Here is a 15480-nt window from a genome sequence, read left to right as displayed (position 1 = left end):
CGTGGGACTACCGGAGTCGCTCTTCGACTGCGACCCGGACGATCGACCCGGCGATCTCGGCGCCACCCGAGAACGGGTCGAGTTTCGTCTCACCTTTCCGTTCATCGTACTCGATTGGTATCTCGCGGACGTCGTAGCCACGCATCAGCGGTCGCATCAACAGCTCCGCCGAGAGGCCGGTGTTTTCGGTCCAGCGGATCTTCTGGACGATTTCACGCCGGTAGGCCCGCATTCCGGTCGTCATGTCGTGTGCCCGCTTGCCCATCAGGACGCTCCCGGCGAGTGCGAACAGTTCGTTGCCCAGGCGGTTCATCGCCGGCATCTCCTCGGCACCGTGATAGAGCCGATCGCCGCTGACCACGTCGGCCCCGTCGTTGATCTCGTCCAGGAACTCGGGAAGTCGCTCCATCGGGTAGGTGTCGTCACAGTCGGTCGTGACGACGACGGGTCGATCCGGCGTCAGGACGGCCTCGCGGACCGCGACACCGTATCCCTGTGGCTCCTGTTCGATGACCGTCGCACCGTGGTCCCGTGCGATCTCCGGGGTTCGGTCGCTGGAGCCGTCGACACAGACTACGTCCGCCTTCCCGTCGGTTACGCTCTCGATGTCCGAGAGGACCGTCCCGATCGCGTCGGCCTCGTTGTACGTCCCCATTACGACTGCCAGATCGTCGAACGTGTACTCCGCTGGCGCTGTCCGATGGCGCTGTTGACTCATTGAGTGACTGTGTGGACTATGCAGCCTTGAATGTTTAGGTTCGCCGAAATTCTAGTCAACGAAGTGACTTTGTTCCGGCGAGGTGGCGTCGGCCCACACCGTCTCGAAGAGGCCCCGTCCCCACTGGATCGCCGAGTCGTCCTCCGAGACGAGCGTCGCTCGCGCCCACTGTCCGTTCCGTTCGGGCAGTGTGAGGATCGTCCACTCGTCGGAGACCCCCAGTGCGAACGGTACGTCGGCGATACGGACAGCAGTCGACTCCCATGACGAGTGGGGATGTCGTTCGGGACTGGGTCCCTCGACGAGGTCCGTACTCAAGACGAGTCGTGCGTCCTCGTGGTCCGGCATCGCATCGCCGTAGGCTTCGTGGTAGACTGGCGAGACGATATCGCAGGCCTCGACGGCGTCGATCCGGCTGGCGATATGTCTGACCTGTCTGTTGAGGTCCGACTCGCGAGCCCGCAGGATCTCGTAGTCGCCCAACTCCGGCAGCCGACAGCGGTACACCTGCGGGAGTACCCTCGTATCGTGGTCGTTCCAGTAGTCCTCGTCGTCTGCCAGCAGCGACTCGGTGTCACGTATCCGACCGAGCGCGTCCGCGACGAGTTGGCCGCCACCCGTCAGGCTCCAGCCGTCCCGGTGGGAGTCGACGAGCCCCTTCTTCTCCAGGTTCGACAGCGCGTCGTACACCGCGGACTCGCTGGCATCGAGCGCGTCGAGCAACTCGCCTGTCGTCCTCGACATCTCACCCAGTTCACAGACGAGATCCTCACGAACCGACGACGTACAGACGTACCGTATCGGCCGCTGTCCGGACATGGCCACGTCGTCGTTCCCGTCGATCCGACAGTACATATCACTTTCCACTCAGGTCGGAATCCCTCGTGCTGGACCGACTGTTCCCCGCTGAGATACTGTGGGGTTTTTCACCTATCGCTGTGCAGCCACGATTGCTGTCAGGAGCCACGCCGGGTCCCTGCTGTCGTATGCGACCGCTGTCGGTGTGGTCCCAGACAGCCTGACATCCCCACACGATGCCTCTGACCGAGGCTCGCTTCGAGCCTCGTCGTGGGCCTCCCACCCCCACGTCCGTTTCAAGCCCGATAGCCGGTGTGTTACTTTCCGGGTGGTTCGTCACGGCCGATACGGATCTCGTAGGCCTCGATGTCCTCGTAGGCGGCTACCTGTCCACCAACGTCGACCGGGCCGTCCGCCGTCTCGACGACCATCGTCGCGATTTCCCTGTTTGAGCCGAACGACGCTTCGGTGACGCGGCCGCTGATAACCCAGTGGTCCCCCGTCTCGACGTCCCGTCCCTCGATCGTCGCGTAGAACTCGCCTTCGATCGAGGTCACGTCGGAGATCGCACGACGGATGGTTCCATACCGCCGCGGGAACGGGATGTCGCTGTCGTCGGTCGCGATGACCTCACCGGTCGTCCACAGCACGGTGTTGAGGAAGCCGGAGACCAGAAAGCCCAGTTCCGAGCGGTTGAAAACGACGCCGTAGCGGTCCGTGTTCCCGCTGATGCTCTCCCGTGTCGCATACATCGAGTAGTTTCCGTCGGCGACCGCGACGACCGGCGTCGTGACACCGCGACGCCCCATGGCGGTCGTCGCGACCGACGTGTAATCGAACTCGTCCGGGTCCGGGACCTGATCCGCCGGCGAGATGAGGATTTCCGTCGCGATACCGGAGTCGCGTTTGGCGGCCAGTCGCTCCTCGAAGCGACCGAGGAGCGACGGCGTCAGCGACAACAGGAGTTCGTACTCGGCCGCGTCGATGATGTCTTCCAGGTACCGGAGAATGGTCGGGCGGGATTTCACGAGCGAGACTGCCTCCGGTTCGCGTGCCGGTGCCGTGTACCGATCCGCGAGGTCGTCGACGAGCGTATCGAGCGACTCCTGGATATCACCGAACGCCTCACGGGGGTCGATCGCACGGACCTTCATCGGACGTGACTCCTCCAGTTCGACGAGGCCGACAGCGCTCAGACTTCGAGCGGTATCGTACACCCGTGGCTGTGGGATATCGGTGTGTTCGGCGATCTCGGAAGCTGTGAGCTCGCCGTGTTCGAGAACACAGATGTAAGCGGCCATCTCGTATTCGCCCAGATCGAACCGTGTGATAACACGTTCGAGCGCAGCTTCGAGACTGTCGTCGGGCATATCCCAGGGTTCACCGGAAAGCTACAAAGAAGTTCTCACCTGCTACTGAATCCGGGGCGACTCCGCGGCGTCGAGTTCACGGTTCCGAAGCGCTTTGCCGCTGGACGCCTCGAAGACGTGGATCGCGTCTTCCGGGAACCCGACGACGATCCGTTGACCCGCGGTGACGCTTTTCATCCCGTCGATGACTGCCTTGAACGTCCCGTTTTCGGGGTCGTTGCCCTCGAAGACGAGGTGGACGACGTTCTCGTCGCCTTTCGGTTCGACGACGTCAACGATCGCGTGGTAGTCGGTGTCGGACTCAACGCTGGATTTGAGCACGACGTCCTCCGGCCGGATACCCAGTGTCAGGTCCGTGGTGTTGCCCAGTTTCGAGACAGTCGTGTCCGAGAGCGGGTACTCGAAGTCGTCGGCGACCAGGATCGAGCCGTGGCGCTCGATGTCGAAGAAGTTCATCGACGGCTCGCCGATGAACCCGGCGACAAAGAGGTTGTTCGGCTGGTGGTAACACTCCAGGGGGGTGCCACACTGCTGGAGGACACCCTCGTCGAGGATGGCGATCCGATCGGACATCGTCATCGCTTCGACCTGGTCGTGAGTGACGTACACCGTCGTCGTCCCGAGGTTGTTCTGGATCTGCTGGAGCTCGGTCCGCATCTCCGCCCGGAGCTTCGCATCGAGGTTCGCCAGCGGCTCGTCCATCAGGAACACTTCGGGTTCGCGTACGATCGCCCGACCCAGTGCGACTCGCTGCTGTTGCCCACCGGAGAGTTCCGAGGGTTGGCGGTTGATGAGATCGCCGATCCCCAGTAGCTCCGCGGTCTCCTCGACCCGGCGGCTGATCTCGTCGTCGGGCATGTCCGTCGCCTCTTCCAGTCCGAACGCCATGTTCTCCTTGACGCTCATGTGTGGGTACAGCGCGTAGGACTGGAACACCATCGCGATATCTCGGTCGGTCGCCGGGATGTCGTTGAGGACCGTCTCACCCAGCCGAATTTCGCCGTCCGAGATGTCTTCCAGGCCCGCGATCATCCGGAGTGTCGTGGATTTCCCACAGCCGGACGGGCCGACCAGTACCAGAAACTCGCCGTCGCCGATCTCTACTGAGACGTCGTCGACAGCGACGATCCGCTCGCCGTCGTCGTCGAATACTTTCGTTACCTTATCGAGTGTCAAGCGTGCCATCGCTTACCTCCCCAGTTACCGTACCGCGTATTTGATATTTCGGGACCGTCCCGAGCGCGTTCGTCTACAAGGCTCTCTGGACACCGTATAATGCTACCGCTCTCCGATCGAGCGATAAAAAGTCCGGTGAACGAGGTGCCGCCGTTAGCTCCAGGCGTTGACCATCTGGTTGATGACCTCTTCGTTCGAGGCACCACTGATGAACGAGGAGACGGCCGAACTCGCGCCGGAGGCGACTTCGGGCGGTGCCGCCAGACCGTGTGCCAGCGACCGGGGCTGTGCGTCGCTGTTCTGGAAGTCCTCGATCTGGTCGGCCGAGAAGTCGTTGAACGGCTCGGTCGAGGCGTCGCCACGGGGCGGGATCGCACCCTTGCCGGGGCAGAAGATCTCCTGTGCCTCGGTCGTGCCGACGAACCGGCACCACAGCGTCGTCGCTTCCGGTGACGGGTTGTCGACCGGGTACGGGAACGAGTCCATGTTCAGCGAGTAGTAGCCCTCCGTCCCGGGGTACGGGATGTAGTCCCAGTCCTCGCCGTAGTTGAACCCGTCAGTCGTGACGTAGGTCCCTGCCGCCCAGTCACCCTGGTGGATAAAGCCGGCGTTGCCGTTGATGATCTCGGAGTTCCCTTCGGTCCAGGAGATCGAACCGGCGTCGCTGGGGTAGAATTCGCTGTAGTCCCGAACGATGTCGAGTGCCTCCGCGAGCGAGTCGCGGTTGGCCTCGATCTGGCCCTCCTCGAAGGTCTGGGCGTAGGTCTCGGCGTCGGTGACACCGAGGTACACCGTCGCGAACAGCTGGATGGTCGACCATGGCGCGTTGGTTTGGTGGGCCATCCCCGTGTAGCCTGCTTCCGAAACCGCCTGGAGCGCGTCGGTAACGTCCGACGGTGAACTCAGGCTGGACGGATCGACACCAGCATCCTCGATGACGCTGACGTTGTAGAACAGGTTGTTGATCCGGTGGATGTTCAACGGCACCGTCACGTAGTTTCCGGCCGGCTGCGCCGCGGCCTGGGGACCCGCGAGGTACCCATCCTTCATGTTGTTCTCGTTCCAGACGGACTCCTCGATATCTTCGAGCAGGTTGGCATCGGTATACGGCGTCAGTGCCGCACCGGGCCAGTTCTGCCAGGTACTCGGGTGGTTGCCGTTCTGGATCCGGGTCCGGATGTTCGACTGGAGGTTCTGCCCGGCACCGCCGGCGATGAGGTTGTCGTCGAAGTCGACGTACGGATACTTCTCTGTGAAGGCGTCCATCACCGATTGGATGGCCTCCAGACCGTCGCCCTCTCCCCACCAGTGAGCGACTTCCAGCGCGTTTGTCTGTGTCTGCTCGTCTCCACCGTCGCCGGAGCTGCCATCCCCGGAGCCACCGTCACCGGAGCTCCCATCTCCTGAGTTGCCGTCACCGGAGCCACCGTCCCCACCGGAGCCACCGTCACCACCACAGCCAGCCAGTGATGCAGCGCCAGCAGCACCCGCGATGCGCAGCGCGTTCCGTCTCGAAATCCGTTTGTCAGAGTTGTCGTCAGTCATGGTTGCACCAATACCTCACGATTTCATATTGAGGAATTCCACTTAATACTTCTGTATGACAACAACAGCCGTTTGACTTACAGAAATGACCGCCAGATACCGCTGCAGTCTTGCGGTTTTAATTGGTATTCGATGTTGAAATAATCCTTTTTCGCCGTGTCCCGGAATCGGCTCGAACTTCTAATTCCGATCTGAAAAGCACTGAATTATCTGCCTGAGTAGGGGATTATTCGCCTGGAAGGGGTATTCTGCTCGCGCGCGTTCACAACGAGTCGAATTCGACGACCGCCTTGATCTGGTCGTCGTCGTTCTCGAAGGCGGGTGCGACATCGGTCGGCTCCGCGACCGTCGTTATCAGGTCGTCGAGCAACCAGTTCGGTGCCGCGGAGAGCGTCTCCACGGCGTCCTCGAAGTGGGTGATGTGTGAGTTGACGGTCCCGATGAGACACTTGTTGTGCAGGACGATCTCGTTGTGAAGCGACCCGCCGTCGATCTCGAAGTCCCACGGTTCGGGGATACCGAGCAGGGCACCGACCCCGTTCGGCGCGAGTGCCTGCACGGTCTGGACGGAGTGGGGGGCGAACCCGGTCGCCTCGTAGACGTAGTCGACCGACTCGTGGGCCTCCGGAATCTCGTCGACAGCTGTCTCCCGGGAATCGATGTAGGTCGAACCGAGTTCGTCGATGATCTCGATCGTCGGGTCCGGGCGATCACGGCGGCCGACACAGTAGGTTCGGTCGAACTTCTGTTGGAGCATCCAGAGCGTGAGCAGTCCCAGCGACCCGTTGCCGAGGACACACGCCGACTCCGGTCGCCACTCGAACGGTTCCCGCGTCGAGAACGCGTGTTCGTTGGCCTTCTCGGTGATCGAGACCGGTTCGACGAACAGGCCGTACTCGGCCAACTCCGCGGGGACCGGAACGAGAAAGTCCGCGGGTGACGTGAAATACTCGGCCATGTATCCGTGTTCGCCGACGATTCCGCGTTCGAAGTACTCGCCTTCGGGTGCCATATCCGGTTCCCCACGCCGGAAGTACTCGTTGGTCTCACCGTTCGGCTTTCGGCGCACCGTCGGGACGACGACCTGTCCTTCGTCGAATCCCGTTCCGTTTGGCTTTTCGATGACGCCGACCGCCTCGTGGCCCAGCACCATGTGGTCCTCCCCATCCGGATACCCACCGTGAGCGCCACCGATGACTTCGTGATCTGTTCCGTCGACACCGACCCGTAGCGTCCGGACGAGCGCCTCACCCTTCTCTGGTGTTGGCCGTTCCTTCTCGAGCAGTACGGGGTGGTCCCCGTCCCGCCGAACACCGATTGCCTTCATAATACACCGGATTGTGAGAGCATGAGGGATTAAGTCTTTCTTCAGCGTTTGTTATTCGATCCGAACGGCCTCGCCGGCCTCGCTGGAGCGGTAGATCCCGTCGATGACCTTCTGGACAGTGAGGGCCTCTTCGACGGTGTTTCGCTCGGGCGCTTGCCCCTCCGCGACGGCCTCGACGAACCGGGTCGTCTCGGCGACGTGTGCCCCGCCCTCTCGTGTCTCGATCTCCGTGGTCCTGTGGTGGTCTCCCCCCTGGCTGCTGCTCTCGTAGAGGGTCAGCTCACCCGACGCCAGATCGAGGCCGGCACCTGCCTCGTCGCCACGAACGTAGTACTGCTGGCTGTTCGATCGATTGCTCGCCCAGGCGACCTCCAGCGAGATCGTTGTGCCGTCCGCACAGCGGGCGAGTGCGCTAACGGAGTCATCGACGTCGAAGCCACTCGCTCCCTGGTCTTCGCCCCACATCTTGACGTAGGAGTAGTCGTCGTCGGTGCCGAAGTTCGCCCGCGTGACCCCGGAAACCTCTGTGACTTCCGGATACCCCGACAGATAGAGCGAGAGATCGAGTGCGTGGACACCGATATCGATGAGCGAGCCACCGCCCGACACCGACTTCTGGGTGAACCACGAGCCTCGGGCGGGGATCCCCCGACGGCGGATGTAGTCCGCTTCCACGTGGTTCACGTCGCCGAGTTCGCCCCGCCGACGGTAGCCGTCGAGTACCTCGACCGGTTCCGCAAACCGTTTGTGGAACCCGACCATACAGAACCCCTCGGCGTCCTCGGCGGCCTCCGCGATACGGGTTGCACTCTCCAAGGTGTGGGCCAGTGGTTTCTCGACGAGTACGTCGAGTCCGGCGGCGAGCGCGTCGACGACGTATTCCTCGTGAAACCGGTTCGGTGTCGTCACGAGGACGGCGTCGATCTCCGCGAACATCTCTTCGTGGTTCTCGTAGACGTCTACGCCGTACGTGTCGGCGAACGCGGCTCGGGCGTCCGCATCGATATCGACGCCGGCGACGAGCGTCTCTTCGAGGCCACTCGCTTCGAGCGCGTCACAGTGGATATTCGCGATGTTGCCGAGACCGACGATTCCGAGTCGAACTGAAGACGGGTCACTCATGTCTGGACGGTGGGTATGTACACTGGGTTGGGAAAGCGCTACCGGGTCAGTACAGCTGTCGTTCCTTTTCCTCTCGTTCCTCGTCGCGTTGCTGCTGTGCCTTCTGGCGGCGGCGGCCACGTCTGTATTGGATGACGCCCGGGATGATCGTGTTCTTCAGATCCAGAACGAACGACACGAAGCCGTACGCCCAGAAGAAAAACAGGACCAGCATCAGGCTCCACCAGAGGGTACCAGGCATTGTGTGTTAGTCGTCGGATTCCGCTTCGCTGCCGGCTGTCGCGCCGCCGGCTCCGATCGGTTCGAGCTTGTGGACGATCGCGTCACCCGAGGCGGAGTCGAACAGGTGGACGTTCCGCCTGTCGATGACGACCTCGACGTCTTCGTCCTCGGCGATCGCCGAATCGGGGTCGATGCTCATCAGCAGTTGGTCGTCGGTCGTCCGCTCTTGATCCATCGAGGTCTCCCCTTCGCCCAGCAGCAAGTAGGCGAAGATCTCGTCGCCCATCGGTTCCAGGATGTCCGTCCGTGTCGGGATCGGCATCGACGGGTCGGGAACCTCGCTTCGTTCCTGTGACGGATAGATGTCCTCCGGTCGGATGCCGATCGTCAGATCGTCACCGACACCGACGCCCTCGACGGTCGTCGGATCGAACTCTAAGGTAAAGTTCGGCGTCTCCAGCGCGTTCTCCGAGACCGTCGCCGAGACGAAGTTCATCGACGGCGAGCCGATGAACCCGGCGACGAAGAGGTTGTCGGGCTCGTTGTAGCAGGTCAGCGGCGGTGCGATCTGCTGGAGACTCCCCGCGTTGAGGACGGCGATTCGGTCCGAGAGGGTCATCGCCTCTTCCTGGTCGTGGGTGACGTAGATGATCGTGGTGTCCAGTTCCTTGTGGAGGCGCTGGAGTTCCGTCCGCATGTGGACTTTCAGTTTCGCGTCGAGGTTCGCCAGCGGTTCGTCCATCAGGAACACGTCCGGTTCGCGGACGATCGCCCGGGCGATCGCGACGCGCTGGCGCTGCCCGCCGGACATCTCTTCGGGCATCCGCCCGAGCATCCCCTCGAGTTGGACGATGTCGGCCGCTCGCTCGACGCGGCGATCGATCTCGTCCTGTGGGTAGTCTCGGAGTCGGAGGCCGAAGCTGATGTTGTCGTAGACGTCCATGTGGGGGAACAGCGCGATGTTCTGGAACACCATCGCGATGCCCCGGTCTTTCGGCGGGAGGTTCGTCACCTCCCGGTCGCCGATGAATATCTGCCCCTCGGAGGGGATTGTCAGCCCGGCGATCGTCTCCATGGTCGTCGATTTCCCACAGCCGGACGGACCGACGAAACAGATGAACTCGCCGTGGTCGATGTCGAGGTTCATGTCGTCGACCGCGGTGACTACTTCACCTTGATCGTCGTAGCGTTTCGTGACGTGTTCGAGTTTGACTCGTGCCATTGTGTTACTCCTTGAGTGCTCCTGAGGTCAGTCCGCTGACGATGCGTTCCTGTGCGACGACGACGAGGATGACGACGGGGAGGACCCCGACGATACTCGCAGCCGCCATGAGGTTGTACTGGGTGGTGTACTGGGTCTGGTAGCTGAGTATCCCGCCGACGATCGGTGACCACTTCGCCGCCTCGGGCGAGGTAGCCATGATCGAACTGAAGAAATACTCGTTGTACACCGCGATAAAGGTTAGCACGGAGGCCGTCGCCACACCTGGCGCCGACAGCGGCATGATGACCCGGAACAGCGCGCCGAGCCGTGTCGTTCCTTCGACGCGTGCTGCGTCCTCTAACCCGTCGGGAATCTGTCCGTAGAAGGTCGTGAGGATGAAGATCGACAGCGGCATGAACAGTGCGCTGAAGGGAAGGATCATCGATCCCGGCGTGTTCAACAGTCTCGGCGGCGTGAACAGCGGGATCTGTGTGAACGGCAGTAACAACGGCTCGTTGCCCGCGAAGGCCTTGAACAGCGGGATGACGAACGCCGCCGGCGGGAAGTAGCTGATCGCCAGGATACCCAGCATCAGGAGCGCACGGCCGGGGAACCGGAGTCGACCGAAGACGTATCCCGCGAGACTCGCGACGATCAAGACGATGATGGTCGTGGTGACCGCCAGCGCGAAGCTGTTCAGCATGTACAGGTGGAACGGTACCTGCTCGAAGACCGTGATGAACGCTTCCGGATTGAACCCCTTCGGCGTCGGCAGGGGGATGGTGAACCCACCGAGCTGGGGCAGGAAACTCCCGGCCAGGAGGTTCCCTTCCGGCGTGACTGCCAGCACGGCCAGCCAGTAGAAGGGGAACAGCGTCGTCACGAGGAAAAACACCATCGCGGCGTAGAACAGCGACCTGTAGAGGCCTTCGGGGTTGGCTATCACACGTTTGGCCCAGCCACTGATCCCGCCTTCGTCACTCGCGTCGGTGTTGCCAGTTGTCGTTGCCATGTTAGATCGCGTCCTCCCCTTGCCAGAGGATGATACCCATCACCACGATTCCGATGATCGCCGCAGTGACGAACGCGACGGACGCGGACACGCCCTCACGCGTCGTGAACGTTGCCACGACCATACAGGACAGCGACGGAACGACGGTACAACTCGACACGGTATCGATGATACCGTAGACCCGCATCGCCTGCACGGAACGGAACAGCACGGCGATCCCGATGGTGGGCAGGATCAGCGGGAAGGTGATGTACTTGAACTGCTGCCACTTGGTCGCGCCCGCGACCTTCGCGACGTTGTAGAGGCCGCGGTCGATGCTCTGGAGCCCGGCGAGTATCAATAGCGCCATGAACGCCGAGGTCTTCCAGATGTCAGCGACGATGATGATAAAGACCGCACTGGCGGTGTCGTTGAGCGTGTTCGTCGGCGCCAACAACCCCAGATCCGCGAGGAACGGCGTCGCGAACCCGATGTTGGAGTTGAACATCAGGAAGAAGATCATCCCCTGGATGACGACCGGGACGGCCCACGGGATGATGATGGCCGCACGGATCCACCGCCGGCCGTAGAAGTCCTGATCCAGGATGAGTGCCTGTCCCAGCCCGATCAGGGTCTCGAAGAGGACGCTCACCACGGCGAAGATGATCGTGACGACCAGGGCGCTGTTGAGCATCCCCGTCAGTGTTAGCTCGCTCGGGAGGAACGAGGTCCCACCGGGAAGGTACCGATCCAGCCCACCGGTGAACAGGTCGACGTAGTTCCCGAACCCGACGAAGGTCGTCGAGGAGAAGTCCGTCGAGAGACGGAACAGCGACAGCTCGAAGGTCCTGAGCAGTGGGTACAACGCGACGATACCCAACAGGACGAACACTGGGACCAGTAAGAGGTAGGCGTACTGCGTGTCGCTCAAGTTTTCCATCCAACGCATCACTTGCACTAACGCGCCGGAACGCCGGGACTCACGCCCCGTGTCGGCAGTATCAGTGCTCATCTCCGTGTATCCCTCCTATAGGTTCCATAATCAATAATAACGCAGTATTGGTTTAAAGCTAGGCGAGGCCCCAGTGGTTACGACTCGGTCTCCACGAGGCTCTCACGCAGCGTGTCCATCGCCGACTGTGAGTCGGCCTCCTGACTGACCGCGCGGTTGGCCTGCTGGGCGATGTTGCTCGACTGGTTGCTCCAGACGGCGGTCACGGGACGTGGCATCGTGTTGTTCCCGGCGACCTGCAGCGTGTCCATGTACCGACCGACGACAGGCACGTTCCGTGCTTCGTCGGAGTTGAACAGCTCCGGCCGCGGGGGCAGCCAGCCCTGGATGGACAGCAGCCTGAGCTGGAAGTCCGGCTGCATCGCGGCACGGATGACCTCCGTGACCGCCGAGTCCTTGCTGCTGTTGGGGTTGACCGTCATGTGCCAGCCACCCAGCGCGGAGGTCGTGCCACCGGTTCCGGGCTGTGCGGCCTCTGATTCGGACACGGCGTACGGGATCGGCATCGCACCGAGGTCCTCGCCGAGTGCTGGGTCCTCGGTCTCCTCCGGGTTCCGACCACAGAGCGCGAGCGAGTACGGCCAGTTGCGGTGGAAGACGGCGTTGCCGCTCGCGAACGGCGCACGGGACGGCTCCTCGTTCCACCCGAGGATCTCCGTCGGGGTGAACCCGCCGCCGTACCCCTCGAAGTCGCCGCCGAAGTCCTCGTCGTGGACGAACTTCCGCATCATGTTGAGCGAGTTGACGACCTCGGGCTCGTTGACCGTGATCGGCCGGTCGCCGATCGGCCCGAAGAGGTTGTCCCGGCCGCCGAAGTAGGCGCCGCCCCACGAGGACATGACCTCGTTGAACGTACAGCAGGAGGTTCCCTCGTAGATGTCCCACTGTGTCGTGAAGCCGAAGTCCACGTCGGCGTTGTCGTAGGTGTCGGCCGCGATGTTGGACCACTCCTCCCAGGTCATCGGCTCGGTCGCCCAGTTGTTCGATTCGGGACTGTAGCCGGCGTCCTCGACGAGGTCCTTACGGTACTGCATCGTCGGGAAGTCGGGGAACACCGGGACACCGAAGAGGTTCCCGTTGCTCGGGTTCCGGGCCGTATCGGTGAACGCCGAGAAGTAGTTGTCCTGAACGTCCGTCAGGAGTTCCTCGGGCAGGGTCTCGGTGAGGTTCTGGAGCTGTCCCCGCTGGATGAAGATGTTCGTCCAGCCGTTGTCCATCAGGAACATGTCCGGCGACGTCTCGCCGGCGCTCAGGAGGCGATTGTAGTTCGACCGTGCCGCACCAGTGTCCTGGTCACGCGGGACGAACTCGATCTCGACGTTGTCCGGGAGGCCGTTGTCCCGCAGTGCCTGCTTGATGGCGTCGCCGTTGTTCTGGACTGCGACGGGGTCGAACCCCCACTCGACCGTCGTCGTTTCGCTGCCACCGCTGCCGCCGCTGCTGCCGCCGTCGCCGCCGTCTCCGCCCGAACCGCCGTCTCCGCCGTCTCCGCCGGAGCCCCCGTCACTCGCACAGCCAGCCAGTCCTGCGACCACACCGGTCGCCCCAGCCGCTTGGACAAACCGTCGTCGCGAGATACCGTTCGTTCCACTGTCACCTGTTGTGCCGTTGTCCGACATGTCTATCCTGGTTCTTACTGGGTTAGCACTTAAAGGTTATCCATAATTAACCACAGGTGTTGTTAATCGACTGTGAACGGACCATCAAACATGAATATATCTGATAGATACACCCCGATCTCAACTGTCAGTATATAAAAACTCGGTAATGCACAACGGTCGTTTGGGATAGAGTCCCGCTCAAACGCGTAAACTGTGGGACCGTTTTTTCGGCCGTCCTACTCGTACTGTATATCCGTGACCGTGATGTTGGTCGCCTCGATCTCCTCGATCACGGCCCCCCATCCACCGATCTCGTACGTCCGATCGTCGGTGACGACCGTCGCCGCGACACGGCCCGCCAGCTGTGCCAGCGGGACCGGTTCGACTCGGCCCATGTTCTTCCCGGTGTAGTCTACGTCCGTGATGATCCCGGTGATCTCGACCGATTCGTTGGTCTGGGTCTTGTACCCCGCGACGACGACTTCGATCCGAGCACCTTCGTCCAGTAACGGTTCGATATCCCGAACCGCGTGCCGGAGATCGACGTACGTCGTCGGCGTCTCCGGGCTCCGACGTGTGTAGATCGTATCCCAGATCTCCCAGAGACACGTCAGGAAGAACCAGTGGAAGACGTACGTATGGGTTCGATCGTTGACGAGGACACCGTAGTTGCTGATCGAGTGTCGGTGGGGAGCGAAACACGTCCACGCCCGGTCGACCAGGACCAGAAACGGTGCGGGGATCGAGCGATGGCGTGCTTCGGTACAGACGCCCTCTAGTTCCTCGTGTGTCGGGATCTCCGCGTCCGGTTTGGTACAGATACTGAGCTTGATGTCGACGCCGCGTTCGCTGGCCTCCCTGAGGGCCGGTTCGAGTTCGTAGAACTGCTGGGTATTGACCCCGATCTGGATCTGGTTCTCCGCCCCCTCGATCAGTTCACGGGCACGGTTGAGAACCGTCTCGAACCGTTTGACGATACTGACTTCGTGATCGCTGATCTCGGGTTGGTCCCACCGTTCCTCGATGGTTTCGGCGGCGTCGAGGTACTTGTTCGAGCGCGAGCGCAGGTCTTCGAGCACTTCCTTCGGGTCTCTGGCACGTGCCGTCAGACTGTCCTGCTGGAACGTCTCGATATAGCCTTTCGATTCGAGGTCCCGGAGCACGTCGTAGATCCGCGGGTCCGGAACGTCACACGATTCCGCGACGTCTGTCGCGGACGCCGTTCCCAATTCGAGCAAGGCGACGTACGCCTCGGCCTGGTAGGGAGAGAGTCCAGCGTCTTCCAGTACGTCGGTGAGTTCGTCGTCGTTCATCTGTGTGTCATCTGCGTAGATATCCTGTTGCGAACGCGAATCGCGCTCAGTCTTTCCCTGGGACCGGCCACTGCGGGTATTTCGGTTCCGCGATGCGGGCACACTCCTCGTCGCTCAGCGACAGCGTGACCGCATCGATGTCTTCCTCCAGGTGATCGATCGTCCGAGGGCCGATGATCGGCGCGTCGACCACGTCCTGTTCGAGGAGCCAGGCGAGACTCACCTGTGCCGGTGTGGCGTCGTTCTCGGCTGCGATATCCCGAACCGCGTCGAGCACTGCCCAGTTTTCCTCGGTGAACCGGTCCGCGGTGTACTCGTCGTCAGTGGCACGTCCTGCGGTCGGCTCGTCGCCACGGTCGTACTTGCCTGCCAGGAACCCCCCACCGAGCGGCGACCAGGGGATCACACCGATATCCTCGCTCTCACAGACCGGCAGGAGGTTCGCCTCCTCGTGTCGGTCGACGGCGTTGTACTCCGGTTGCATACAGACGAACCGCTCGTAGCCCTCGATATCCGCGGTGTACAGCGCCTTCTGGAACTGCCAGTTGGCCATCGTACTGGCGCCGATGTACCGGACGTACCCCTCGTCGACGAGGTACGTGAGCGCCTCCAGCGTCTCCTCGATCGGCGTCTCCTCGTCCCAGCGGTGGATCTGGTAGAGGTCGATGTACTCCACGCCGAGCCGATCGAGACTGGCGTGGCACTGGTCGATGATGTGTTTCTTCGAGAGGCCGCCGCCGTTCGGGCCGTCGTGCATGTCGAAAAAGACCTTGGTGGCGACGACCAGTTCGTCCCGGCGATACGAATCGAGGACCGAGCCGACGATCTCCTCGCTCTCGCCGGCCGAGTAGGCGTTTGCGGTATCGACGAAATTGATCCCGAGATCCAGTGCCCGCCGGAGAAGCTCCCGGCTCGCCTCGGCGTCGTTCATCATCCAGGGTTCGCTGCTTCCGAAGTTCATCGTCCCCAGACAGAGTGTAGACACCTCTAGGCCCGTCGAACCGAGAGCCGTATACCTCATCTCCGATTCCGGCATGAGAGTATGTAACAACACATGTTGTTAAAAAGTTTGGTGAGTGTG

The 15480-nt window shown here is 62.0% G+C and carries 14 protein-coding genes; all 14 read right to left on the bottom strand.

What is annotated here, in order from left to right; translation table 11 throughout:
- Positions 1-7: 7 nt before the first annotated feature.
- Positions 8-718 (bottom strand): dolichyl-phosphate hexose transferase, encoded by a 711-nt coding sequence (locus tag P0204_RS03080; RefSeq protein ID WP_276221574.1) that lies wholly within the window; start codon positions 716-718, stop codon positions 8-10.
- A 51-nt stretch (positions 719-769) separates the two neighbouring features.
- Complete coding sequence (locus tag P0204_RS03075; RefSeq protein ID WP_276221573.1) at positions 770-1573, bottom strand: helix-turn-helix transcriptional regulator; 804 nt, start codon at positions 1571-1573, stop codon at positions 770-772.
- A gap of 260 nt (positions 1574-1833) precedes the next feature.
- A complete protein-coding gene (trmB, locus tag P0204_RS03070; protein WP_276221572.1) occupies positions 1834-2886 on the bottom strand; it encodes an HTH-type sugar sensing transcriptional regulator TrmB in 1053 nt (350 codons plus the stop codon).
- Positions 2887-2928: 42 nt separating this feature from the next.
- Positions 2929-4071: an ABC transporter ATP-binding protein gene (locus P0204_RS03065; protein WP_276221571.1), complete on the bottom strand. Its 1143-nt coding sequence runs from the start codon at positions 4069-4071 to the stop codon at positions 2929-2931.
- A 144-nt stretch (positions 4072-4215) separates the two neighbouring features.
- The gene (locus P0204_RS03060; RefSeq protein ID WP_276221569.1) at positions 4216-5607 is read right to left on the bottom strand and encodes an ABC transporter substrate-binding protein; all 1392 of its coding nucleotides are present in this window, start codon (positions 5605-5607) and stop codon (positions 4216-4218) included.
- A gap of 262 nt (positions 5608-5869) precedes the next feature.
- Entirely contained in the window at positions 5870-6934 is a 1065-nt protein-coding gene (locus tag P0204_RS03055; protein ID WP_276221568.1) for a glucose 1-dehydrogenase, read from the bottom strand.
- 51 nt (positions 6935-6985) lie between these two features.
- Complete coding sequence (locus tag P0204_RS03050; RefSeq protein WP_276221566.1) at positions 6986-8056, bottom strand: Gfo/Idh/MocA family protein; 1071 nt, start codon at positions 8054-8056, stop codon at positions 6986-6988.
- A gap of 46 nt (positions 8057-8102) precedes the next feature.
- A complete protein-coding gene (locus P0204_RS03045; RefSeq protein ID WP_276221563.1) occupies positions 8103-8297 on the bottom strand; it encodes a DUF8005 family protein in 195 nt (64 codons plus the stop codon).
- A 6-nt stretch (positions 8298-8303) separates the two neighbouring features.
- On the bottom strand, positions 8304-9500 hold the full coding sequence (locus tag P0204_RS03040; protein ID WP_276221561.1) for an ABC transporter ATP-binding protein: 1197 nt from the start codon (positions 9498-9500) through the stop codon (positions 8304-8306).
- Between the two features lie 4 nt (positions 9501-9504).
- Positions 9505-10494, bottom strand: a complete 990-nt coding sequence (locus P0204_RS03035) for a carbohydrate ABC transporter permease (protein WP_276221559.1) — start codon at positions 10492-10494, stop codon at positions 9505-9507.
- Between the two features lies 1 nt (position 10495).
- The gene (locus P0204_RS03030; RefSeq protein WP_276221557.1) at positions 10496-11485 is read right to left on the bottom strand and encodes a carbohydrate ABC transporter permease; all 990 of its coding nucleotides are present in this window, start codon (positions 11483-11485) and stop codon (positions 10496-10498) included.
- Between the two features lie 77 nt (positions 11486-11562).
- Positions 11563-13104, bottom strand: a complete 1542-nt coding sequence (locus tag P0204_RS03025) for a substrate-binding domain-containing protein (RefSeq protein ID WP_276221555.1) — start codon at positions 13102-13104, stop codon at positions 11563-11565.
- A gap of 218 nt (positions 13105-13322) precedes the next feature.
- Entirely contained in the window at positions 13323-14399 is a 1077-nt protein-coding gene (locus tag P0204_RS03020) for a TrmB family transcriptional regulator (RefSeq protein WP_276221553.1), read from the bottom strand.
- Positions 14400-14445: 46 nt separating this feature from the next.
- Entirely contained in the window at positions 14446-15420 is a 975-nt protein-coding gene (locus tag P0204_RS03015) for an aldo/keto reductase (RefSeq protein ID WP_379801906.1), read from the bottom strand.
- Positions 15421-15480 lie beyond the last annotated feature (60 nt).

This window comes from Haloarcula halophila, from assembly GCF_029278565.1.
In the GTDB taxonomy this organism is placed as follows: domain Archaea; phylum Halobacteriota; class Halobacteria; order Halobacteriales; family Haloarculaceae; genus Haloarcula; species Haloarcula halophila.
Note: the sequence above shows the minus strand (reverse complement) of the source record. Positions and strands in the feature narration are given on the sequence as shown.

Excerpts from the sequence above, each read along its gene's own strand:
- P0204_RS03080 (WP_276221574.1), bottom strand. The coding sequence starts at position 718 with ATGAGTCAACAGCGCCATCGGACAGCGCCAGCGGAGTACACGTTCGAC.
- P0204_RS03075 (WP_276221573.1), bottom strand. The coding sequence starts at position 1,573 with ATGTACTGTCGGATCGACGGGAACGACGACGTGGCCATGTCCGGACAG.
- trmB (WP_276221572.1), bottom strand. The coding sequence starts at position 2,886 with ATGCCCGACGACAGTCTCGAAGCTGCGCTCGAACGTGTTATCACACGG.
- P0204_RS03065 (WP_276221571.1), bottom strand. The coding sequence starts at position 4,071 with ATGGCACGCTTGACACTCGATAAGGTAACGAAAGTATTCGACGACGAC.
- P0204_RS03060 (WP_276221569.1), bottom strand. The coding sequence starts at position 5,607 with ATGACTGACGACAACTCTGACAAACGGATTTCGAGACGGAACGCGCTG.
- P0204_RS03055 (WP_276221568.1), bottom strand. The coding sequence starts at position 6,934 with ATGAAGGCAATCGGTGTTCGGCGGGACGGGGACCACCCCGTACTGCTC.
- P0204_RS03050 (WP_276221566.1), bottom strand. The coding sequence starts at position 8,056 with ATGAGTGACCCGTCTTCAGTTCGACTCGGAATCGTCGGTCTCGGCAAC.
- P0204_RS03045 (WP_276221563.1), bottom strand. The coding sequence starts at position 8,297 with ATGCCTGGTACCCTCTGGTGGAGCCTGATGCTGGTCCTGTTTTTCTTC.
- P0204_RS03040 (WP_276221561.1), bottom strand. The coding sequence starts at position 9,500 with ATGGCACGAGTCAAACTCGAACACGTCACGAAACGCTACGACGATCAA.
- P0204_RS03035 (WP_276221559.1), bottom strand. The coding sequence starts at position 10,494 with ATGGCAACGACAACTGGCAACACCGACGCGAGTGACGAAGGCGGGATC.
- P0204_RS03030 (WP_276221557.1), bottom strand. The coding sequence starts at position 11,485 with ATGAGCACTGATACTGCCGACACGGGGCGTGAGTCCCGGCGTTCCGGC.
- P0204_RS03025 (WP_276221555.1), bottom strand. The coding sequence starts at position 13,104 with ATGTCGGACAACGGCACAACAGGTGACAGTGGAACGAACGGTATCTCG.
- P0204_RS03020 (WP_276221553.1), bottom strand. The coding sequence starts at position 14,399 with ATGAACGACGACGAACTCACCGACGTACTGGAAGACGCTGGACTCTCT.
- P0204_RS03015 (WP_379801906.1), bottom strand. The coding sequence starts at position 15,420 with ATGAGGTATACGGCTCTCGGTTCGACGGGCCTAGAGGTGTCTACACTC.